Consider the following 22,306-nt stretch of genomic DNA (forward strand, 5'->3'; position numbering starts at 1 on the left):
GTACTGGACCACGTATGAGTGATGCAGGCCCCGGCGGTCCATCCCCTCCGTCACCTCGGGCGGCACGGTGCCGAGGTCCTCACCGACCACCGATGCCCCCGCTCTGGCCGCCTCGAGCAGCAGTATCGCGTAGAGCTCCTCCGCGGGGTAGGTGACGTAGACGCCCTGCGACGGGTCCAGGCCCTCGGGCACCCAGAAGAGGCGGTGGAGCCACATCACGTGGTCGACCCGCAGCAGGGTCGCGTAGCGCAGGAGGTAGGCGACGGTCGCGCGCACGTATCGGTAGCGGTCGGAGCGGATCCGATGGGGGTGCAGGGGCGGGAACCCCCAGTCCTGCCCCTGGGTGAAGAAGGCGTCCGGGGGAGCCCCGCCGGACGCGCCGAGCGCGAACGACTCCCGGTAGCGCCACACGTCGTACCCGCCCCCTGAGACGCCGAGCGGCATGTCGAGGTAGAGCCCGGACCCCCGCTCCCGCGCGGCGGCGCCGACCGCTTCCAGCTGCTCGTGCGCCAGCCACTGCGCGTAGAGGTGGTAGCGGGCGCGGGGATCGTCGACCGCCACCAGCGCGTCGTCGGGCCAGGCGGGCCACCCCGCGGCATGCTCCTCGCAGGTGGCTCGGAACCGGGCGTACGTCTCGAGGTCGGGGTTCTCCTCCAGGTGACGCCGGAACCCCTGGGGCGGCGCGGCGAAGAAGGTCTGCGACATCGGCTCGAGCACTCGGCGTTTCGCGGCGGCGGCCGCCCTGTAGTCGACGAGGTCACCCGACCTCAGACGCTCGAGCGAGTCCGCGAACGCACGGTCGGCGAGGATCCTCCGCGCCTCGTCGCTCGTGTCGACCTCGGGTGCGGCGAGCGGGTCGACGTAGAGCTCGTTCGCGTACAGCCGGCTGACCGGGGAGTAGGGGCTGGGCTCGAACGGGTCCGTGTAGAACTGGGCCAGCATCGGCAGGGTGGCCACGATGCCCCCGCCCAGCGACGCGGTCCACTCGATGAGCTCGCGCAGGTCCGTCAGGTCGCCCGTCCCCCAGTCGCGTCCGGACCGCACCGCGTACAGCGGGACGAACAACCCCCAGGAGTGACCCTCGGGTCGCGGGAGCCGGGCGGGAGCCGAGATCACGAGCGATGGCTCACCCCTCGCGTGGTGGAGCTCGTGGTACCCGGGCGGCAGGGGAGCGGAGGGATCGGCCTCCTCTCCGTCCTCGGTCACCACGGTGGCGCGGGAGCCGCGCGGCAGCTTCCCGTCCCAAGCCACCACGACGCCCGGGTCGTCCTCCCACGGGATGGTTCCGTCCTGCACGCCCAGGGCCTCGAGCGCTGCGGCCAGTGACTCGTCCGAGGCCTCGACCTCCTGGTCGCGCACGTCGCGGTACGACGCCTGGATGCCACAGCGCTCGGCGAGCCCGCGCAGCTCCTCCCCGCTCATGCGGAGGGGGCCTCGAGGAGCTGAACCAGCCCCTGGGCCGGGATGCGCAGCCAGGTCGGGCGGTTGTTCGCCTCGTACCCCAGCTCGTACACGACCTTCTCGAGCAGGAAACAACGCAGGAGCACCTCGAGGTCGTCGGACGACGCGGGCAGGAAGCGGCCGTGCTCGGGAACGTCCAGCGAGGCGACCTCCAGGTAGCTGCGCAGGAATACCGCGCTCACCCACCGCTGCCAGAACGCCCCCCACGTGCTCGCCTCCGTCACCTCGTCGGGAGCCGAGAACCGCGCGTCCTCCCCGTACAGAGGCGTGTAGGCGGCGTAGTGGAAGGAGCGCAGCATGCCGGCCACATCCCGGATCGGGGAGCGCTTGATGCGGCGCTCGGTCAGGGGGCGGGCCGGCTCCCCCTCGAAGTCGATGATCACGAAATCCTTCCCGGTCCAGAGGACCTGTCCGAGGTGGTAGTCGCCGTGGACGCGGGTGCGCATCGCGTCGATCTTTCGGGTCCGGATCGCCGAGAGGCGCTCGAGGAGCTCGTCCTCGAGGTCCAGCACCTCGTCCACCTCGGGGAGCTTGCGGCGTAGACCACGCAGCTGCTGGAAGACGCGTCCCACCATCCCCCGCATCGACTGGTAGAGCGACCGCTGGTAGAGCGTCGTCATCGGCTCGGGGGCGAACGCGTCGTCGTCGCGGTAGGAGGCGAGCGACCGGTGAAGCTCTGCGGTGCGGCGGCCGAGGAGCCGGGCTGACTCCAGGTACGGTCCGATCAGCTCGTGTGCGGCGTCCGGTGGCTCGGCCCGGGCCAGATCGGTCAACGTAGCGGGAGCCGGTCCTTCCGAGTCGGCCACCGGGCGCGCCAAGGCGTCCTCGTAGAACCGGTCGAGGGCGTCGAGCGTGTACTCCCACGCGTCGCCCTCGTTGGAGACGTACCCCTGCAGGATCGCGAGCGTCGTCGGCTCCCTCCGGCCACGACGGGCCTCGATGGCGCCCGCGACCGGCGGAACGTTCGCGAAACCGGCCCGGTCGGTCAGGTGCCGTCCTATCTCCAGGTCTGGGTTGAGCCCCTCGTCCGGACGTCGGAACAGCTTCAGGACCAGCCGGTCCCCGTAGACGACCGACGTGTTGGACTGCTCGGCCCCCAGCAGCCTCGGCGTCAACGCCTCGGACCTGGCCCCCCGCAGCTCCCGGAAGGACGAGGTGGCGGTGGCGGTGACGCGCAGGTCTCCGTCGGGGAGCGAGCGGCGCTTCGAGAAGATGTCCAGGAGCGCCGCACAGAAGTCGTGGCTCATGAGCGCGTCGTAGAGGACGTACTCGTGACCGTCGCGGCCACGCACCCGGACGACCGCGGTGGCGGCCGCGTCGTCGTGGACGTCGCCCGCGGGACCTCCCGTCAGAGGGAGCAGGTAGGTCTCGGGGTCGCCCTCGGTGTACTCGACCGCCACGAAGACCAGGTACCCGACCGGACGGGCCTTCGCGTCCTTCGGAGCGGCGGACCGGGGGACCGGCACCACCTCGGCGATCGTGGTTCCGCGGATCCGCCGGCCCTTGGACCCGAACCACCGCCGGGTGCGGAGGTAGGCAGGCAGCGCCTCCTCGAGGGCGGACCGCCCCTTGCCCGTGAGCGCCCGATCCCAGCCGCCGGACACCTCGACCACCGGCAGCTTCCGCTCGACCGCGGGCTCGGCCCGGTCCCGGGCGCGCCCGAGCGAGAACCAGTAGAACGCGTGGGGGCCGAGCGTGAGCAGATAGGTCAGCTCCCCGATCCGCGGGAACTCGGTGCGGCCGAACAGCTCCACCGGCACGACCCCTTCGAACTCCCGCAGGTCGAGCTCCACGTACTGGGCGCTGCGCGACAGGTTCGCGACGACGAGGATGGCCTCGTCCTCGTAGCGCCGCAGGAAGCACAGGACCTTGCGGTTCTCCGGGTAGAGGAACTCGAGCGTCCCCCGTCCGAACGCCTTGAAGCGCTTGCGCAGGGCGATGATCCGCTTCATCCACCACAGCAGCGAGTTGGGGTTGGACTGCTGCGCCTCCACGTTCACGGCCTCCGAGTGGTACTCGGGGTCGATGATCACCGGGAGGTAGAGCCGCTGTGGGTTCGCGCGCGAGAAGCCGGCGTTGCGGTCCGCGGACCACTGCATCGGGGTGCGGACGCCGTTGCGGTCCCCCAGGAAGATGTTGTCGCCCATCCCGATCTCGTCGCCGTAGTAGACGACCGGTGTGCCGGGGAGGCTGAACAGGAGCCCGTTCATGAGCTCGATCATCCGCCGGTCGTTGCCGAGCAGCGGCGCCAGCCGCCGCCGGATGCCGAGGTTGATCCGGGCCTGGGGGTCCTGCGCGTAGACGCGGTACATGTAGTCGCGTTCCTCGTCCGTCACCATCTCGAGCGTCAGCTCGTCGTGGTTGCGCAGGAACATCGCCCACTGCGCCGCATCGGGGATCTCCGGGGTCTGGCGCATGATGTCGATGAGCGGGAACCGGTCCTCCATGCGGGCGGCCATGAACATCCTGGGCATCACCGGGAAATGGAAGGCCATGTGGCACTCGTCGCCTTCGCCGAAGTAGGCGACGGCGTCCTCGGGCCACTGATTCGCCTCGGCGAGCAGCATCCTGTCGGTGAACCGCTCGTCGACGTGGGCGCGGAGCTTCTTGAGGAACTCGTGGGTCTCCTTCAGGTTCTCGCAGTTCGTGCCCTCCCTCTCGTACAGGTAGGGCACGGCGTCGAGCCGGAGCCCGTCGACCCCCATCTCGAACCAGAAGTCGACCACCTCGAGCAGCGCATCGTGGACGGCCGGGTTCTCGAAGTTGAGATCGGGCTGGTGGGAGTAGAACCGGTGCCAGTAGTACTGACCCGCCACGCCGTCCCAGCTCCAGTTGGACGACTCGAAGTCCTTGAAGATGATCCGCGCCTCGGTGTAGCGGTCGGTCGTGTCGCTCCACACGTAGAAGTCGCGCTCGGGGGACCCCTTGGGAGCCCGGCGCGCGCGTTGGAACCACGGGTGCTGGTCGGAGGTGTGGTTGAGGACGAGTTCGGTGATGACCCGCAAACCCTGCCGGCGAGCCTCCCGCATGAACTGACGGAAGTCGCGCAGGGTGCCGTACGAGGGGTGGACGTCGCGGTAGTCGGCCGTGTCGTACCCGTCGTCGCGGAGGGGGGACGGGTAGAAGGGCAGGAGCCAGATCGCGCTCACGCCGAGGTCGGCCAGGTACCCCAGACGCGACGTGAGGCCACGGAAGTCGCCGATGCCGTCCGCGTCGGAGTCGGAGAACGCACGTACGTGCGTCTGGTAGATGAGGGCGTCCTTGTACCAGAGGGGGGAGCCGCTCATAGGTAGGACTCGAAATCCCGCTCCGTCCGGTGGCCGGTGGCGATCCTGAACACGTGCGCAGGCACGGACCCCGGGTCGAGCTGGACGAAGTTGTGGTCGCCCTGCCACTGGTACCGGGCGTCGGTCAGCAGGTCGTGCACCTGGTACGTCGGATGGGCGTCGATCCCGAGGTCCTCGGTCGGTAGGTGGACCCATCCCGACTGGACGTTGAACGGGTCGAGGTTGACCACCACGCACACCAGGTTCTCGCCCTCTCGCTTCGTGTATGCGATCAGCTGCTCGTTGTCGATGTGGTGGAAGCGCAGGGAGCGGTCCGAGCGCAGTGCGGGGTTCGACCGGCGGATCCCGTTCACACGGGAGATGAACTCGGCCAGGCTGTCCGGGTCCTTGAGGTCCCAGCTGCGTATCTCGTACTTCTCGGAGTGCAGGTACTCCTCCGAGCCCTCCCGGACGGGCTCGTGCTCCATCAGCTCGAAGGCGGGTCCGTAGATCCCGTAGCTGGCGCCCAACGTGGCGGCGAGGACGAGCCGGGCCATGAACGCTCCCCGGCCGCCGGTCTGGAGCGTCTCGTGGAGGATGTCCGGCGTGTTCGGCCACAGGTTCGGCCGGAAGAAGTCCACCACCGGGGGCGACGTGAGCTCGGTGAAGTACTCCGTCAGCTCGGACTTCGTGTTCCGCCACGTGAAGTAGGTGTACGACTGCGTGAACCCGAGCTTGGCCAGCCGGTACATCACCTTCGGCCGCGTGAACGCCTCAGACAGGAAGATGACGTCGGGGTGCTCCCTGTGAACCTCGCCGATCATCCACTCCCAGAAGGCGAAGGCCTTCGTGTGTGGGTTGTCCACGCGGAAGACCTTGATGCCGCGTCCGATCCAGAACCAGACCACATCGGCCAGGGCCCGCCACAGGTTCTCCCAGTCCTGCGACTCGAAGTCGATGGGGTAGATGTCCTGGTACTTCTTCGGGGGGTTCTCCGCGTACTGGATGGTGCCGTCGGGGCGCTGCTTGAACCACTCCGGGTGCTCCGCTACCCATGGGTGGTCGGGCGAGCACTGGTAGGCCAGGTCGAGGGCGACCTCCATGTCCAGCTCGCGGGCCCGGGCGACGAGGCGGTCGAGGTCGGCCATGTCGCCGAGGTCGGGGTGCAGGGCCGTGTGTCCGCCTTCGGGAGCCCCGATGGCCCACGGGCTCCCGACGTCGTCGGGGGTGGGGTCGAGCGTGTTGTTGCGGCCCTTGCGGTAGGACGTCCCTATCGGGTGTATGGGGGGCAGGTAGACGATGTCGAACCCCATGCCGGCCACGTAGTCGAGCCGGTCGGCGACGTCGGACAGGGTGCCGTGGCGGCCCTCGCTCCCCCAGGACCGGGGGAACAGCTCGTACCAGGCGCTGAACCGGGCGCGCTCCCGGTCGACCGCGACCTCCAGTTCGCGTGGCCACGTGGTGGACAGGGACCGGTCCGGGTACCGGGAGGCGATCGCGGCGACGTCGCTGTCCATCGCGAGCTGCGGGTCGCGGGCAACCCTGTCCGCCCATCGCAGCAGGAGCGCTGCGTCGTCCCCCGAGGCTCGTCCAGCCGCCTCCCTCAGCAGCAGACCGCCCTCGAGCAGCTCGACCGATACGTCCTGGCCCGCCTCCACCTTCTTGGCGAGGCCGTACCTCCAGGTGGCGAAGTGGTCGACCCAGGCCTCGACCGTGTAGGCGTACCGGCCCATCCGTTCGAGGGGGAAGGAGCCCCTCCACACGTCGTTGTGGTCGGGCCGCATCGGCGTCTCCCGCCAGGTGTGGGTGTCGGGAGCCTTCCACCGCAGCAGAACGGCGATCCTGTCGTGTCCGTCGCAGAACGCGTCGGCCTCCACGACGAGCTGCTCGCCCACCGTCCGTTTCACTGGAAAGCGCCCGGCGTCCACCTCGGGGCGCACGGCGTCGATGACGGCGCGGCGCCGGCCGTCCTCGCTCGGGTGGTCTGCGGTCATCCCCTCACCTGTCCCCATCGCGCGACGACTCGACACCCAACTGTAGGTCACTCCTTCGGAGGCGCCGGACGGCCCGCCGCCGGGTACTCCTTCTCTATCTCCGCGTTCAGCTCGGCTCCCAGCAGCAGGGCCAGGGCGCTCACGTAGACGAAGAGCAGGATCACGATCGGGGCAGCGAGCGGCCCGTAGGTGGTGCCGCCTTCGATGCTCACAGCAGCGTACACACGCAGGAGCCCCCCACCGATCAGCCACAGGAGGGTGGCGACGACCGCGCCGGGCACGTCACGCATGAGGGGGGTGCGTCTCCCCGGTGCCAGGTGGAAGATGAGGACGATGAAGGCGATCCCGGCCAGCAGGACACCCGGCCAGTAGCCGATGCGCCACGCGGTGGCGAACGCGTCGCCCAGCCCCAGGGGGTCGCCGAGCGCCTGTCCGAGGCGGGGGCCGGCCACCACGAGGGGGATCAGCACGACGGCGCCCACCACGCCGATCAGGGTGAGGCCGAGGGAGATCAGCCGTCGCTTGACGGCCGACCGCTTGTCCGGCACGTCGTAGGCGATCGCGACCGCCTGCATGAACGCGTTGGTCGCCCGCGACGCCGACCACAGCGCGATCAGCAGGCCGACCCCGATCACGTCCGCGCGCCCCCCGACGAGGAAGTCGTTGACGACGTCTTCCACCCCGGCCTGGGCCTGGGGGGTGAGGAAGGTGGACACCACCCCCATGATCTGGCTCTGGATCCGCTCAGCCGCCTGGGGGCCGAGAGCCTCGGCGATGTAGCCGACCGACCCCAGGACGGCGAGGAGGGTGGGGGGGGTGGAGAGGAGCGCGAAGAAGGCGACCTCGGCTCCCAGCCCGGTCACCCTGTCCTCGACCGCGCTCGAGAGCGTCCGCCGCGTCAGGGCCCACAGCTCCGCCGGGTTGCTGGGGCGGCGCCTGGCTCCCATCGAACGAGTCTATGCGGCCGTAGCCTGGGTCCATGGAGGGCGTCCGCGTGAACGGCGGTCTGACGATCCCGATGTCCGAGCTCGAGGTGCGGTTCTCGCGCGCCGGCGGTCCGGGCGGTCAGAACGTCAACCGCCGGGAGACGCGGGTCGAGGTCGTCCTCGACGTCGCCGGCGCTCCGTCCATCGGGCCGCGTCGGAGGGCTCGCCTGCTGGAGGCTCTCGGCTCCCGCCTGGACGCCGACGGGCGCCTGCGCGTGGTCGCCTCCGAGCACCGAACCCAGGCCGCGAACAAGGAGGCTGCCCTGCAGCGCCTGGCCGACGTGCTGCGGGAGGCCCTGAAGCCTCCACCTCCCCCGCGGAGGCGGACGAAGCCCAGCCGGGGCGCCACCGAGCGCAGGATCGCCTCGAAGAGGGCGCGGGGCGAGCGCAAGCGGGAGCGGTCCTGGAGGCCGGAGGAGTAGGGAGGGGCGTCTAGCCCTCGAGGGCGAGCAGCTGGAAGTGGGGCGCGGGGGAGCCGAGCAGGAACCCTTGCGCGCCCCAGAACCCCATCGACTGGACCATCTGCAGGTCCTCGGGCGACTCCACCCCCTCGGCGATGGCGCGGGCCCCCGTCTGTCCGACGAGCAGCCGGATGCCCTGGAGCAGGCGCCGCCTCGACGCATCGCCGGTCGCGCCGTGCACGAACGCCATATCGACCTTCACGTAGGTGAACGGGAGCCTGGCCAGGAGCTCGAGGTCGGCCCCGCCCGAGCCCAGGTCGTCCAGAGCGACCTCGAAGCCGGCCTCGCGGCACAGCCGCAGGTTACGGGCGAGCATCTCCGAGGTCGGGGACCGCTCCTGCTCGGTGACCTCGATCACCACGCGACGGGTGGTCAGCCCGGCCTCGAGGACGGGTCCGACGAGCTCGTCGACCCGGAAGGACGGATCCTCTAGCACGGCCGGTGAGACGTTGAGGAAGAGCAGGCAGGACGGCGGGATATCCGCAACGGCCGCGAGCGACACGGACCGGCAGACCCGGTCGAGGTCGGGGACGAGACCCATCGTCCCGGCCGCGCGGAACAGGGTCATGGTGGGCGCGCTCCCCACGTCCGGGTGGAGCCGGCAGAAGCTCTCGTACCCGATGACGCCTCCCGTGCCGAGCTCGACGATCGGTTGGTAGAGGGGGACCAGCTGACGCTCCCGCATGATCGCGGGGAGGTCGAGCCCGAGGACGCTCCCCTCGTAGGCGTCCTCCCTAACCGAGGTCACTGCGACCGCGTCGCCGCCGGCCATCTTCACCGCGTACATCGCCGCGTCCGCCCGGCCGAACAGCTCGTCGGCGGCCGCGCCGTGATCGGGGAGGGAGGCGATCCCGCAGGAGATCGAGAGGCGGAGGTCCTTGCCTCCCCCGAGGGCCTCCCGCGCGACCGAGCGCCTCACCCGCTCGGCGAGACGCGCCGCGGCGGCGGGCGGCGTCTCGGGCAGGATCAGCGCGAACTCGTCCCCCCCGAGCCGGAACGCGGCATCCCCTCTGCGCAGGTTCCGGCGGAAGTGCTCGGCCAGCCGGACGAGCACCCGGTCGCCGGTCTGGTGGCCCCAGGCGTCGTTGACCTGCTTGAAGTCGTCGAGGTCTAGCAGCACCAGGCTGACCGCTCGGCCGTGGCGCGAGGCGCGCTCCGTCTCGGAGCTCCACCGCTCGTGGAACGCGCGGCGGTTCCCGAGCTCCGTCAGCGGGTCGAGCAGGGAGGCCTCCAGGGTGCGCTGATACAGGAGCGCGTTCTGGATGGCTACCCCAGCCTGCGCAGCTATCGAGCGCGCCAGCGCCACCTCGTCCGGTCCGTACCGGCCGGCGTGCGACGAGTCGGCGTAGAACAGGGTGCCCAGCAACCCGTCGCGGGTGATGATCGGGCTGATCATGAAGCTGCGCAGCCTGAAGTGCTCGGCGATCTGACGGGAGGCGGGGTCAGCGGCCGCCACATCCGCGACGACGAGATCCTCGCCCCTTTCCAATCGTTCGAACTGCGGGACGTGGGTCAGCTCGACGCCGCGCAGGCCCTGGAGTCCCGTTGCCATCTCGTCGGAGACGCCCGACGTGTAGACCTCGAGGATCCGGCGCTCCTCAGCCTCGAGACGGTAGAGGATCACGTGCTGCGAGCCCATGACCTCCCGGGCCTCGTCCACCAGGGTCTGGAAGACACCCTCCTCCGACATCTGCGCGCCGAGGGCCGTTCCGATCCGGGCCAACGCCTGGGCCCTGACCCGGGTCCGCTCCTCGCGGTCGGTGATCCAGGCCAGCCCTTCGCCCACCAGCACGCACACCGGGATCGTCAGCGCGGCCGACCAGGCTCCCCCGGGCGCGGTGGGTCGGAGGAGCAGGGGGACGACGTAGGCGGCCGCGCCGAGCGGGGCGAAGCGCAGGGCGGTCCATTGAGGGTGCCCCATGCCGATCCAGGCGAAGACGACGACGTAGAAGACGCCGAACGTGTACGGGTAGTCGATCGTCCCCCAGTAGTTGCCGGCGGCGATGAGGACGAGCGCCACCGGGACCAGGGTGAGCGAGGCCGTCCTCGGCCACCTGTCCCACGGCGCGGCGACCGCGAGCCCCCCCGCGGCCGTCGCGGCGAGGCACACGCCCACGACGGCCAAGCGGTCCATCATGGGGGGTCCGGGCAGGAACAGGTACCCGGCCGTGAAGAACCCGCTGCCGATCAGGAGGAAGCCCGCGAGGCGTCCGACCAGCGACGAGGAGATGGACGTCGACATGACTAGATATCGGCCGCGGCCGGGCCCCCATGAACACGGGGCGTCGGGACCGGCCTGGCGGGTATAGAGGGCGCCATGGAGTCAAGTTTCACCTTCCTGCGCGTCCGGGGCATAGAGATCGGCGCGAACTGGTCCTGGCTCATCGTCTTCGGTCTAGTGGGCTGGACCCTCGGATCGTTCCTGTTCCCCCAGCAGTACCCGGGGCTCGGGCGCTCTACCTACCTCGTGCTGGGCTTCGTCACGGCGATGCTCTTCTTCGCCTCCATCCTTCTCCACGAGCTCGGACACGCCTTCCAGGCCCTGAAGGAGGGGATGCGGATAGACGGCATCACCCTGTGGCTGTTCGGAGGGGTGGCCCGGTTCCAGGGGATGTTCCCATCGGCTGGCGCCGAGTTCCGCATCGCGATCGCCGGCCCGGTGGTCTCGATCGCGATCGCAGCGGCCTTCGCCGGCGTCGCCTGGGCGGGAAACGCGCTCGGTGACCTCGGCCCGGTCCAGCCCGCGGTCGAGTACCTCGCGTACATCAACGCGATCGTCGTGCTGTTCAATCTGGTCCCCGCGCTCCCCCTCGACGGCGGTCGGGTGCTGCGCGCGTACCTCTGGCACCGCCAGCGCAGCTTCACGGCGGCCACGCTCTCGGCCTCGAAGGCCGGCCGGGCCTTCGGGTTCACGCTCATAGCGGTCGGGGTCCTGGGGCTGTTCGGAGGCCGGGGGATCGGGGGCCTGTGGTTCGCGCTGCTCGGTTGGTTCCTGCTGCAGGCGGCCGGCTCCGAAGCCAACGTGGCTCTCCTGCGCCAGGCGCTGCGCGGCGTGAGGGCGGCCGACCTGATGTCCAGCGACCCGGCCACGGTGGGCCCCTCCGTCTCCATCAGCCGGTTCCTCGACGAGGTGGCGGGTCCGGCGGGTCACTCGACGTACCCCGTGCTCGAGGACGGCCGGCTCGTCGGGCTGATGTCCCTGCGCCGGGTCGGCGACGTGCCGCAGCACGAGAGGGCGATGCGGACGGTAGGGGAGGTCATGCTGCCGCTCGAGTCGGTGCCGGTCCTGGCTCCCGAGGCGGACGTCTTCGAGGCGGTCCAGGCGCTGGGGGAGCCGCCCGGACGGGCGGTCGTCTCCCGCGGCGGCGAGGTCGTCGGGATCCTGTCCGGGACCGATATCCGCCGGGCGCTCGAGCTCCAGCAGCTGCGCGGACAGCCTGAGCCCGACCCGGGCGCGCGGTCCGCGGGTCCGTTCGTGTGGGTGGTCGTCTCGCTGGCCATCGCCGCCGCGGCCGGCTTCCTGTACCACCCGCCGGTCGCCGTCATCACTCCGGGGGACACCCTCGACGTGACCCGCGACATCACGATCTCGGGAGCCGAGACGTCGGAGGTGAACGGACGGTACCTGCTCACGTCGGTCCGGCTCGAGCAGCCCAACCTCCTCGGCGTCGCGCTGGCCTATGCGCGCGGCTGGGAGGTGATGTCCATCAATCGGGTGATCCCGCCAGACACCGACCCGGACCGGTTCCTCGACCAGCAGCGGGACACGTACCGGCAGAGCCAGATGGTCGCGGCCGCCGCCGCGGCGCAGGCGGTGGGGATGGAGGTCTCGATCACCGGCAGCGGCGCCCGGGTCGAGGCGATCCCTCAGGGGGTCCCGGCGGCGGAGGCGCTCGAGGTCGGGGACGTGATCGTCGGGGTGAACGGGCAGGAGGTCCGCATCGCCGACGACCTGGGAGCGGCGATCCGGCCGCACCCTCCGGGGACCGAGTTCGCCCTGTCCGTGCGCCGGGGTGGGGGGACGACCGAGGTGAGGACCCGGAGCGCGCCGCTGCCGGAGAACGTGGTCGGGATCGGCGTGTACGTCTCGACCGTGGACATGGACGTCGATCTCCCGTTCGAGATCGAGTTCCGGCGGCGCGTGATCGGGGGCCCGTCGGCCGGGCTCGCGTTCGCGCTGGCGATCGCGGACATGCTCGATCCGGCCGATGTCGCCAACGGCCGAACGATCGCGGCGACGGGCCAGATATCGCTCGACGGTACGGTCCGGGAGGTGGGAGGCGTCTCCGAGAAGGCGACGGCCGTGGAGCGCCGCGGCTCCGACGTGTTCCTCGTACCGGGGAGCGAGGTGGCGGCCGCGCGCGCGGGCGGCGAGGTTCGCGTGTTCGGCGTCGGTTCGTTGGCGGACGCTCTCCGCCTGCTCCGGGCCGCTTGACGTCGGGTCAGCTCGGACCCGGGCTCCCGCCCGCCGCCGTCCGCAGGTGCTCCATCCAACCCGTGGGCGCCGAGCCGAACGGCTCGTCTCCCGCGCTGACCCGGGAGACGATGTCGTCGGCGGCGGCCCGGGCGTGGGCCACGACGTCGGGTGGGTACCCATACCGGACGCGGTGCTCCTCGAACTCGTCCACGTCGAGGACCTCCACCCGCCGGTCTTCGCGCCACCGGACGACGTCGAGGTCGAGGTCGACTATCTCGACCCGGTCCCCGTCCCAGGTGGCGGGCGCGGCGATATCGACGTAGACCTCGAACCGACCCGTCTCCGGGTACCTGGCGACCCACCAGGCGCCGCGCGGGACGAGCATCACCGAGTGGCGGGTGCCGTGGTAGACGGTCCCATCCGGACCCGTCACCCGGTTGCCGGGCAGGACACCCAGCCACCGCCCCTGTGCATCCTCCCCCAGGAGCCTCGCCGTCCAGCGGTAGTGCTGGGAGCCCCCCCACTTCCTGTAGTCGACGTCGATCGAGGACATGGGGGGCCGAGTGTAGTGGCTCGGGGGGCCGGGTATCCGGAGGTGCATGCGCCGACGGAAGCCCGTCCCACCCACACGCAGGGCCACCCTGCGCCTCCTGCGCCGAGCCCCCGTGGGGGCCCGCGTGCCCTGGTACGCGTTCTGGCGGGAGCGGGTCACGCCCGACGCCATCGTGCGTGCCGACCTCGCGCTCTTCCAGCGCGTCGCGCGATGGGACACCCCCTTGGGGGACCGGGTCCTGCCGCGGCTGACCCGGGCGGCGAACCACTCACGGCTGTGGATGGTCATCGCGGTGGCGCTCGACCTGGCCGGAGGGAGGTTCGAGCGCCGGGCGGCCCTGCGGGGGATGGTCTCGGTGGGTCTCGCATCGGCGATAGCGAACGTCCCCGCTAAGCTGATCGCCCGCCGGGTGCGGCCCGACCAGACGGGGGTCCCGATGGTGAGGAGGCTGGCCCGGCTCCCGTCCTCGTCGTCGTTCCCGTCCGGACACTCCGCGTCCGCGTTCGCTTTCGCCACGGGAGCGTCGATCGAGAAGCCGGCGCTGGCTCCCGTGCTCCTCCCCCTCGCCGGCGCGGTCGCGTTCTCCCGCGTCTACACCGGGGTCCACTATCCCTCCGACGTCGCCGTGGGGTCGGCGCTGGGAGTCGGGGTGGCGTTCGCGACGCGCCGCTGGTGGCCGGTGGCGCCGGAGGAGCCGGCCGGGGCCCCCGCGCGCCTGACCCACCTGGCGGACCGACCCGGGTCGGACGGCGAGGGTCTGGTCGTCGTAGCCAACCCGGGGGCCGGCCCCACCTTCGGACCCGACACCGCCGAGGCGCTGCGGGCGGAGCTCCCGGCGGTCCAGGTCGTCGAGCGGGAGCCCGACGACGACCTCACGCACACCCTGGAGAAGGCGGCCGCCGGCGCGACCGTGCTCGGGGTCTGCGGCGGCGACGGGTCGGTCAACGCGGCCGCCGCCGTGGCGCGTCGACTGGGCGAGCCGCTGGTGGTGGTCCCCGGCGGCACCCTGAATCACTTCGCCCGCGACCTCGGCCTTCACGACGTCTCCGATGTGGTCGAGGCCGTGCGCGCCGGACATACGGTCGCGGTCGATGTGGGCGAGATCGACGGCCGGGTGTTCATGAACACGGCGTCGCTCGGGTCCTACGTCGACCTCGTGGACGCCCGCGAGGCGCTCGAGAGCAGGATCGGCAAGTGGCCGGCCGTCCTGGTGGCCCTCCTCCGCGTACTCCGGCGTGGCCGGCCGGTGGAGGTGGAGATCGACGGCCGCAGGATGAAGGTGTGGATGGTCTTCGTCGGCAACTGCGCGTACCACCCGCGCGGGCTCACGCCCAGCTGGAGGGAGCGGCTCGACGACGGGTTGCTCGACGTCCGCATCGTCGACGGGACCGAGCCGTACGGCCGTCTCCGGCTCATGTGGGCCCTGCTGACGGGCACCCTCGGGACGTCGCGGGTCTACCGCTGCTTCACGACCACGGGGCCCGTCCGGGTCCGGTCGTTGGACGGGCCCCTGCGTCTCGCGCGCGACGGAGAGACCTTCGACGCGTCCGCGACGGAGTTCACGATCGGCAAGTCCGACGAGCCGCTGACCGTCTTCGCTCCCCGCCGCGACTAATCGTCGGGTCGGTCCAGGTCGCGGATCGCGGGACCCTGCACCACGTGGCCTGACAGGTCGAACCTGGAGCCGTGGCAGGGACAGTCCCACGACTCCTCGGCCGGGTTGAAGGTCAGCTGACACCCCATGTGCGTGCACCAGGGGGAGACGAGATGGACCTCCCCGTCGGCGGACCGCGCGGCCGCGAGCACCTGGCCTTCGTGGCGCACGACCTTGCCCTCGCCGGGCGCGACGTCATCGAGGCTCGGCAGGGGACCGAGAGCCTTCACGCGTTCGGAGACCAGCTCCGTCACCGCCTCCACGTTGTGGGTGACGACCTCCGGCAGGGAGGCCTTCAGGTTCAGACGGACGGGGTCGAACGTCTCCGCCCACGGGTTCTCCCGGCCCAGGATGCGGTCGGTGAGCAGGATCGCGGCCGCCGTACCGTTGGTCATGCCCCACTTCTGGAAGCCGGTCGCGACCCACGTCCGTTCGCTGCGGGCCGTGGCCCGGCCGACGTACGGGAGCCGGTCCACGGGTTCGTAGTCCTGGGTCGACCACCGGTGGAGGACCTCGGTCGCGCCCACGGCTTCCCGCGCCCAGGCCTCGAGCGCCGCGTAGCGCTCCCGGGTCTCGGTCTCGTGGCCCACCTTGTGGCCCTCGCCGCCCACCACCAGGAGCCGCTCGCCGTCGACCGTCAGCGGACGCAGGGAGCGAGACGGCGACGCAGCGGACAGGTACATGCCGTCCGGGATGCTCGCCGCCCGGACCGTCATGGCGTAGGACCGCTCGGGCATCACCCGCGCGAACAGGAGGGTGCGGTCGAGGAACGGTATGTGCGTCGCCACGACCACGTGTCCAGCCCGGACCGTCCCCCGCGTGGTCGTGAGCTCGCAGGGCTCCCCCTCGTCCACGTCCAGGACCCTGGTCCCCTCGGCGATGAGTCCCCCCCGCGACGCCACCAGATCGGCCAGGGCCAGGCAGTACCGCCGCGGATGGAAGTGGGACTGGTCGTCGACGCGCACGGCGCCGGCGGAGGGGTAGGGGAGCCCGGTGTCCTCGGTGAAGTAGGCGTCGACCCCCGCCTCCCGCGCCGCTTCGACCTCGTCGTGGACGTCCTGCAGATCGTCCGAGGTCGGCGCGTACGTCATCGCCGGAGCCGTCTCGAGGGAGCAGTCGATCCCCTCCCGCTCGACGATCTCGCGCACGGCGCTCAGACCCGCCGCCTGGGCCTCGGCGTACGTGCGCGCGGCCTCGGCTCCCGCCTCGCGGGTGATCGCGCTGTAGGCGAGGCCGTGCAAGACGGTGACCTTCGCGGTCGTGTACCCGGTGGCGCCGGACACCAGCCGGTCGGCCTCGAGGACCGCCACGCTCAGACCCTCGCGCTGCAGGAGGTAGGCGGCGGTGAGCCCGGTGATCCCGCCGCCGCAGACGGCGACGTCGACCTCGACCCCATCGCCCACCGGGGCGTAGGCGGAGCCCGGGGCGGTATCGACCCAGACGGAGCGGTTCGGACCGTCGAGGGAGCCCATCAGAACCGCAGCAGCGCCGCCATGCCGCCGTGCTCCGCGAGCTCGTTGGGGGTGTGCCGCAGCAGGACGATATCGGCCGACTGCCCGAGCGCGAGCTCGACGGCCTTCTCGGTCATGTCCTCGTGCGGCTCGGTCGAGGTCCCGTCGATGGGACAGGTCGACCCGCCCGCGCCGACCCAGTCGCACGACGTACAGGCCACTCCGGGGACCTGGGTCCCGGGCTGCAGGATCAGGGAGCCGACCCGCCTCTCGAACAGAGCCGTGAGCACCCCGTCCGGACCCGCCGCCGCCCCCTCGTTGCGGCCGAGCCCCTCGTTGAGCCGCTCGAGCACCTCGTCCTCACGGCGACGCTCGTCCTGCTCGATGGCGGGACGGGCGGCCTCCAGGACCTCAGCCCAGGAGGTGTTCTCGATATCGACGTCGAAGCGGCCCACGTAGCGCTGAGCGAGGTAGTCGTGGAGGTTGCCCTCCACCTCGGGGAGCATCTCCTCCGCGCAGCCGATGAGCAGCCGGTCGAACGGCGACCGCTTGTACATCTCGAAGAGGACGTCGCAGGCGTGCTTCACGTGGTCGTCCACGATCTTCTCTATGTGCCGCTCGTACCGCTGCTGAGAGCGTCCTCCCGTGTCGTGCTGGCCGGGCACGTCGTCGGCCACCTCCGCGCGCTGCCGTAGCTCGTCGCGGGTGCCGCGCAGGATCCGGGCGGTCCTCCGGTTGACCAGGAAGACGCACCAGTCGTCGACCGGGAGCAGCCCGGTGAGCGGCTCGACGTAAGGGGACCGGTCGACGACGGCCGTCGACTCCACGCTGGCCGGGAGGGGGATCGCCTCGAAGAGGTCGGCGCTCGCCGAGGAGAAGACGGCCACGGCACGCACGCCTTTCGCGGAGAACTCGTTGTTGAAGAACGACCTGACCCTCTGGATGTCCTCCTCTAGGCCCTGGGCCGACTCCTTGTCGAGATCCCCGGCCTTCTTCCCGGCCTCGCTCAGCAGCGATTCGATCTCGGTCTGGCGTGCGCCCTCGTTCGGGAGCCGGCTCGGGTCCAGGTCTACGTAGACGCTCAGTACGTTGCCGCTCTCAACCTTCAGCTCCGCCAGGCGGCGGAGCGTCTCTATCCCTCGTGGCATCTCCGAGAGCCTCCTGTGGTCGTCGTGCCCAAGCCATTCCCCGGACGCGTGGGGTCAACCGTCGTCAGGGGACCCGGATCCGCCAGTAGGCGGTCCCGGGCACGGACCGGCTCATCCCGCTGGCGACACCGGTCAGGGTGAAGGTCTGGCCCTCCACGAACACCCCGTCGTGGCGCCAGCTGCAGGCGAGGGCGCTGAACGTCTGCTCGCACCTGATGGTGACGGAGCCGGTCGGGGTGGCGCCGCGGACGGTCACCCACCCGAAGTACCAGTACTCCACCCCCACCACGATGTCGAAGTTGCCCGTGAGCACCATGCTCCCCGCGCACTGGGCCTGCGTGGGGGCCCGTCCCTCGCAGTAGATGCGATCCTTCGTGGGAGTGGAGTCGGAGGCCGCCGCCTGCACCGGCAGCGTCACCCCGTCGACCACGAGCTCCGAGGCCGTCGCCACGGGCGCAGCGGCGGCCAGCGCGAGCGACAGGCAGAGCGCGATCATCCACCTCAAGGCGCCATCCTCCTGGGCGCCGGCGTACCCGATACGCCGGGGTCTCAAACGCGCCCGCGCGGGAGTACCCTCTTGACGCGCAGACGCACGACCCGGAGGTCCGCTGATGGTGGTCCAAGTGTGGATGTGGGTGGCTTTCACCGCCTTCGTCCTCGCCATGCTCTTCATAGACCTGTTCGTCTTCCATCGCGAGGCCAAGACGGTGCCGATGCGTGAGGCGGCGACCTGGAGCGTCGTGTGGATCGCGCTGGGCCTCAGCTTCGGGGCCTTCCTGTGGTGGTGGCAGGGCCCCCAGGTGGCGGGTGAGTACCTGGCCGGCTACCTGATCGAGAAGGCTCTGTCAGTCGACAACATCTTCGTCTTCGCGCTGCTGTTCGCCTACTTCGGGCTGCCCGACGAGTACCAGCACCGCGTCCTGTTCTGGGGGGTCCTGGGCGCCCTCGTCTTCCGCGCCGGTTTCATCGCCGCGGGAGCAGCGCTCCTCGAGGCCTTCCACTTCACCATCTACGTCTTCGGGGCGTTCCTGGTCTTCACCGGGATCAAGATGGCGCGGCACAAGGAGGTGGAGATCCACCCGGAGAACAACCCGGCTCTCCGCCTGTTCCGGAAGATCCTGCCGATCACGAACCAGTACCACGGACAGCGGTTCTTCATCCGTGAGGACGGCCGGCGGTGGGCGACGCCGCTATTCGCCGTCCTCGTGGTCGTCGAGACGACCGATGTGGTCTTCGCCGTGGACTCGATCCCGGCCATCTTCGCCGTCACGAGGGAGCCGTTCATCGTCTTCACATCGAACGCGTTCGCCATCCTCGGCCTGCGTGCCCTGTTCTTCGTCCTGGCCGGGATGATCCGCAAGTTCCAGTACCTCAAGCTGGGCCTCTCTGCCGTCCTGGTCTTCGTGGGAGCCAAGATGCTGGCGAGCGACCTCTACCACGTCCCGATCTGGCTCTCGCTCGGAGTGATCGGAGCCGTCCTGGCCGTCTCGGTCATCGCCTCGCTGCTGCGTCCGATGGAGGCCGAGGTCGAGGTCCCGCCGACGGGGCCTGCGTTCCGCCCCGAGGACGACGTCCCGTCCGGCTAGGCTGTCGAGATGCAGACGCCGTGCGTCGAGGTTCGAGGAGCGCGCATACCGGCCCTCGGCTTCGGGACGTGGCAGCTCGAGGGGGACGTGTGCACCGAAGCCGTCCGCCATGCCCTCGAGCTCGGGTACCGGCACATCGACACGGCCCGCATGTACGCCAACGAGCGGGCCGTCGGGAAGGGGCTGAGGGACTCGGGCGTCGACCGCGACGAGGTCTTCGTCGTCACGAAGCTCTGGACCGACGAGATGCGGGCGGACCAGGTCGCCAAGTGCGTCCCGGACAGCCTCCGCCGGCTGGGCCTCGACCACCTGGACATGCTCCTGATCCACTGGCCGAGCTCTGACGTCCCCCTCGCCGAGACGCTCGACGCGATGCGGGCCCAGCAGGAGAAGGGCCGCGTGCGTTTCCTCGGTGTGAGCAACTTCCCTCCCGGGCTACTGAAGGAGGCGCTCGACCTGGCCGATATCGTCTGCAACCAGGTCGAGTACCACCCCTACCTGGCCCAGGACGAGCTCCTGGCGATGGCCCGGGAGCACGAGCTGACCCTGACCGCCTACTCCCCGCTCGCCCGGGGACGGGTGCACCGGGACATGACGCTGCGCCGCATCGCGGACCGCCACGGGGTCACGCCCGCCGAGGTGGTGCTGAGGTGGCTCATCCAGCAGCCCTATGTGTCGGTGATCCCCCGGTCGGCCGACCCTGCGCACCGTCAGGCGAACCTGGCCGCGCTCCGCATCAGGCTGGACGCCGACGAGATGCGCCGGATCTCGGCCCTGGGCCGCGACCAACGCCTCATCGACCCGGAGTTCGCCCCGGATTGGACCTCCTAGCCCGGCCCGGGCCCGGATAGGCTCTAGGCCCGCGACCCAGAGGAGGAGCCATGCCCGCCTTCCTCTCCTTCCTCCAGTCCCAGCCGTGCGGACCTCCCGAGGAGGCTGCGGCCCTATGCGACTGGGTCTACGACGCCACCGGCAACGAGCTGCTCGCCCGCGCGAGCGATGTCCTCGTCCTCCGGCCCGTGCGCATCGTGATGATCCTCCTCGTGGCGTTCGTCCTGAACCGGCTGGCCAAGCGGGCCATCGCCAGGTTCGTCCGTAGCCTGCAGACGGACCGCATGCGCAGGGGGCTGGAGACGATCCGTGAGAAGCCGGCCGCCGGGGCGCTCTTCACCACCGACGAGCCCAGCCAGCGTGCCTCGTTGCGCGCGAGCACGACGGGAGCCGTCCTGTCCAGCGTGACGGGCTTCGTCATCTGGACCATCGCCTTCATCTACGTCCTGGCCGAGCTGCGGATCAACCTGGCTCCCCTGATCGCGGGTGCGGGCATCGCCGGTATCGCGATCGGCTTCGGGGCCCAGAACCTCGTGCGTGACTTCCTGTCCGGCCTGTTCATGCTCATCGAGGACCAGTACGGCGTCGGCGACGTGATCGACGTCGGGGGTGTATCGGGGGTGGTGGAGGGCGTGAGTCTGCGGACGACTAGGCTGCGCGACGTCCACGGCAACGTGTGGCACGTGCCCAACGGTACGATCGAGCGTGTGGGGAACCGGTCCCAGCTGTGGGCCCGATCGCTCCTGGACGTGTCGGTCGCCTACGACACCGACCTCGACCACGCCATGGAGGTCATCGGCAGGGTCGCTCGGGAGATGGCCGACGATCCAGCGTGGCGGGAGGCGATCCTGGAGGAGCCCGAGGTGTGGGGGGTCGAGAACCTCGGGGAGAGCGGCATCGACATCCGCCTGGTGGTCAAGACGAAGCCCCGCTCTCAGTGGGAGGTGTCACGCGAGCTGCGGCGTCGCCTGAAGCAGAGCTTCGACGCGGAGGGGATCCAGATACCGTTCCCGCAGCGCACCGTCTGGACCCGCACCGACGAGGGAGCTGAGCGCGACGTCAGAGGTCCTGGGTGACGAGGCGGCGGTCGATCGTCAGGCTCCCGGTCGTTGGGGACTGCTGGACGACGTCGTAGGCGACGAGCCGCGGCGTGGCCCCCGGCCGGAAGTACAGGATCTGCGCGGACAGCGGAACGCCCCCGGGCTCGGACAGCAGGTTCACGCCGGCGCCTCCCGTCGTGCCGGCCCGGAGGAACAGCGTCGAGTCGCGGGTCTCCTCCGACTGGGTGTGGTAGTGCCCGGACACGACCAGCGGGACGGAGCCGGCGAGCGCCCTGGCCATCCGGTCGTCGTGGACGGCCACGACGTCGGGTGACCGCGGCAGGGCTCGCAGGTCGGAGGCGATGCGCGCGGACGCCGACCGGGCGAGCTCGACGAACCGCTCGTGGTCGAGCTCCTGCTCCTTGTTCTCCGTGTAGGCGGGGTGTCCCAGCCCGTAGAGGAGCAGGCCGTCCAGCTCGGCCGTGTCCCCGTCGAGCACGATGCCGTTGGGGAGCTGGCGGATCGCATCCTGCACCGCGGGGGGATCGTGGTTCCCGCGCACGAAGACGTACGGGACCTCCAGTGACGGGATCGCCTGCACGACCGCCTCCTCCAGCGGGGTTCCGTACGAGGTGAGGTCCCCGGTATCGAGCACGAAGGCCACGTCGAAGCCGCGGGCGAGCTGTCGCATCATGCCGATCCCGAGGGGGGAGACGTGGATATCCGACACGTGCAGGACGCGTACCTCGTCAGGCTCCCTGATCGCGCTCGGCTCGAGAGCCGTGTAGGCGCGGACGGCGCTCGACACGACCCGATTCAGCTCACGCCGGAAGGCTTCCAGCCGGTCCGTGACCTCCTCCACCGAGCCGATCAGCTGCGGGGCGAGGACGAGGGAGCCCGAGAACCTCGGCTCCCGGAAGGCCTCCGGCCTCCAACCCGTCCACGCCGAGGCTCCGCTCCCACCGACGGCCAGGACCGCCGCCGCGGTGCACACGGCGACGGACGCCCACGCCCGACGGAACAGCAGGAGTCCCACGAGGAGCCCTCCCGCCAGCGCGATCAGCGTCATGCGCACGGCGTAGGGCCGCAGGCTGCGACGCGCGTCCGCCTCGACCCGTTCGGCGAGCGCGCGCGTGCTCCCTCCGCGCAGCTCCTCGCCCAACCCGTTCACATCGACCCCGCGCAGCGTCGCTGTCAGACGGAGCGGGGCGTCGTGCGTGTCGGCCGCCAAGGCTCCCAACGGCGGGAGCTCGATCGACGTGACGCCCCGTCCGAGCCGGGAGTGCAGCTCGACGGTGAACGGCCCCATCTCCTCCTGCTTCGCGCCGAACGCGAGCAGGGCGACGGCGGCGGCGAGCACTCCGGCCGCGACCGGGAGCAGCAGACGGACCAAACCGAGCGCCGTTCGACGGACCGTCTCCACGCGCGGACGATACATCGGCGCCGACGCAGGTGCAG

16 protein-coding genes are annotated in these 22,306 nt (G+C 70.8%); 6 read left to right on the plus strand and 10 right to left on the minus strand.

What is annotated here, in order from left to right:
• The 4 genes from malQ to VM840_08505 form a co-directional block, all read right to left on the minus strand.
• Nucleotides 1-1,422: 4-alpha-glucanotransferase (gene malQ / locus VM840_08490; GenBank protein HVL81614.1), on the minus strand; the 1,422-nt coding region annotated here is incomplete at its 3' end.
• Nucleotides 1,419-4,748, minus strand: a complete 3,330-nt coding sequence (gene treS, locus VM840_08495) for a maltose alpha-D-glucosyltransferase (GenBank protein HVL81615.1) — start codon at nucleotides 4,746-4,748, stop codon at nucleotides 1,419-1,421. The genes malQ and treS, both read right to left, overlap by 4 nt.
• On the minus strand, nucleotides 4,745-6,721 hold the full coding sequence (locus tag VM840_08500; GenBank protein HVL81616.1) for an alpha-1,4-glucan--maltose-1-phosphate maltosyltransferase: 1,977 nt from the start codon (nucleotides 6,719-6,721) through the stop codon (nucleotides 4,745-4,747). Before VM840_08500 ends, treS begins: the two co-directional genes overlap by 4 nt.
• Nucleotides 6,722-6,768: 47 nt before the next feature.
• A complete protein-coding gene (locus VM840_08505) occupies nucleotides 6,769-7,668 on the minus strand; it encodes a YihY/virulence factor BrkB family protein (protein ID HVL81617.1) in 900 nt (299 codons plus the stop codon).
• A 32-nt stretch (nucleotides 7,669-7,700) separates the two neighbouring features.
• On the opposite strand from VM840_08505, the gene arfB reads away from it, so the two are divergent.
• Entirely contained in the window at nucleotides 7,701-8,129 is a 429-nt protein-coding gene (gene arfB / locus VM840_08510; protein ID HVL81618.1) for an alternative ribosome rescue aminoacyl-tRNA hydrolase ArfB, read from the plus strand.
• A gap of 10 nt (nucleotides 8,130-8,139) precedes the next feature.
• Here the strand turns inward: arfB and VM840_08515 are convergent, their stop codons facing one another.
• Nucleotides 8,140-10,410, minus strand: coding sequence for a diguanylate cyclase (locus tag VM840_08515; protein HVL81619.1), 2,271 nt, complete (start codon nucleotides 10,408-10,410; stop codon nucleotides 8,140-8,142).
• Nucleotides 10,411-10,485: 75 nt separating this feature from the next.
• On the opposite strand from VM840_08515, the gene VM840_08520 reads away from it, so the two are divergent.
• On the plus strand, nucleotides 10,486-12,603 hold the full coding sequence (locus VM840_08520) for a site-2 protease family protein (protein ID HVL81620.1): 2,118 nt from the start codon (nucleotides 10,486-10,488) through the stop codon (nucleotides 12,601-12,603).
• A 7-nt stretch (nucleotides 12,604-12,610) separates the two neighbouring features.
• On the opposite strand, the gene VM840_08525 is transcribed toward VM840_08520, so the two are convergent.
• Nucleotides 12,611-13,138: a DUF402 domain-containing protein gene (locus VM840_08525; protein ID HVL81621.1), complete on the minus strand. Its 528-nt coding sequence runs from the start codon at nucleotides 13,136-13,138 to the stop codon at nucleotides 12,611-12,613.
• 46 nt (nucleotides 13,139-13,184) lie between these two features.
• On the opposite strand from VM840_08525, the gene VM840_08530 reads away from it, so the two are divergent.
• The gene (locus tag VM840_08530) at nucleotides 13,185-14,753 is read left to right on the plus strand and encodes a phosphatase PAP2 family protein (GenBank protein HVL81622.1); all 1,569 of its coding nucleotides are present in this window, start codon (nucleotides 13,185-13,187) and stop codon (nucleotides 14,751-14,753) included.
• Here VM840_08530 and VM840_08535 read toward each other — a convergent pair.
• The 3 genes from VM840_08535 to VM840_08545 all read right to left on the minus strand — a co-directional run bounded on the left by VM840_08535 (nucleotide 14,750) and on the right by VM840_08545 (nucleotide 17,896).
• A complete protein-coding gene (locus VM840_08535) occupies nucleotides 14,750-16,264 on the minus strand; it encodes an FAD-dependent oxidoreductase (GenBank protein ID HVL81623.1) in 1,515 nt (504 codons plus the stop codon). The genes VM840_08530 and VM840_08535 overlap by 4 nt on opposite strands.
• Nucleotides 16,264-17,391, minus strand: a complete 1,128-nt coding sequence (locus VM840_08540; protein ID HVL81624.1) for a Vms1/Ankzf1 family peptidyl-tRNA hydrolase — start codon at nucleotides 17,389-17,391, stop codon at nucleotides 16,264-16,266. Before VM840_08540 ends, VM840_08535 begins: the two co-directional genes overlap by 1 nt.
• Nucleotides 17,392-17,455: 64 nt before the next feature.
• Nucleotides 17,456-17,896, minus strand: coding sequence for a hypothetical protein (locus tag VM840_08545; protein HVL81625.1), 441 nt, complete (start codon nucleotides 17,894-17,896; stop codon nucleotides 17,456-17,458).
• A gap of 106 nt (nucleotides 17,897-18,002) precedes the next feature.
• On the opposite strand from VM840_08545, the gene VM840_08550 reads away from it, so the two are divergent.
• Genes VM840_08550 through VM840_08560 form a run of 3 tightly spaced genes read left to right on the plus strand, consistent with a single transcriptional unit; the run spans nucleotide 18,003 to nucleotide 20,884 of the window.
• Nucleotides 18,003-18,977: a TerC family protein gene (locus VM840_08550; protein HVL81626.1), complete on the plus strand. Its 975-nt coding sequence runs from the start codon at nucleotides 18,003-18,005 to the stop codon at nucleotides 18,975-18,977.
• A 9-nt stretch (nucleotides 18,978-18,986) separates the two neighbouring features.
• Nucleotides 18,987-19,808 carry an aldo/keto reductase gene (locus tag VM840_08555; protein ID HVL81627.1) on the plus strand — a complete coding sequence of 274 codons (822 nt, stop codon included), beginning with the start codon at nucleotides 18,987-18,989 and terminating at the stop codon, nucleotides 19,806-19,808.
• A 50-nt stretch (nucleotides 19,809-19,858) separates the two neighbouring features.
• Nucleotides 19,859-20,884 carry a mechanosensitive ion channel family protein gene (locus VM840_08560; protein HVL81628.1) on the plus strand — a complete coding sequence of 342 codons (1,026 nt, stop codon included), beginning with the start codon at nucleotides 19,859-19,861 and terminating at the stop codon, nucleotides 20,882-20,884.
• Here the strand turns inward: VM840_08560 and VM840_08565 are convergent.
• On the minus strand, nucleotides 20,868-22,271 hold the full coding sequence (locus VM840_08565; protein ID HVL81629.1) for a metallophosphoesterase: 1,404 nt from the start codon (nucleotides 22,269-22,271) through the stop codon (nucleotides 20,868-20,870). The genes VM840_08560 and VM840_08565 overlap by 17 nt on opposite strands.
• Nucleotides 22,272-22,306: the final 35 nt, after the last annotated feature.

Source organism: Actinomycetota bacterium (genome assembly GCA_035540895.1).
In the GTDB taxonomy this organism is placed as follows: Bacteria; Actinomycetota; JAICYB01; order JAICYB01; family JAICYB01; genus DATLFR01.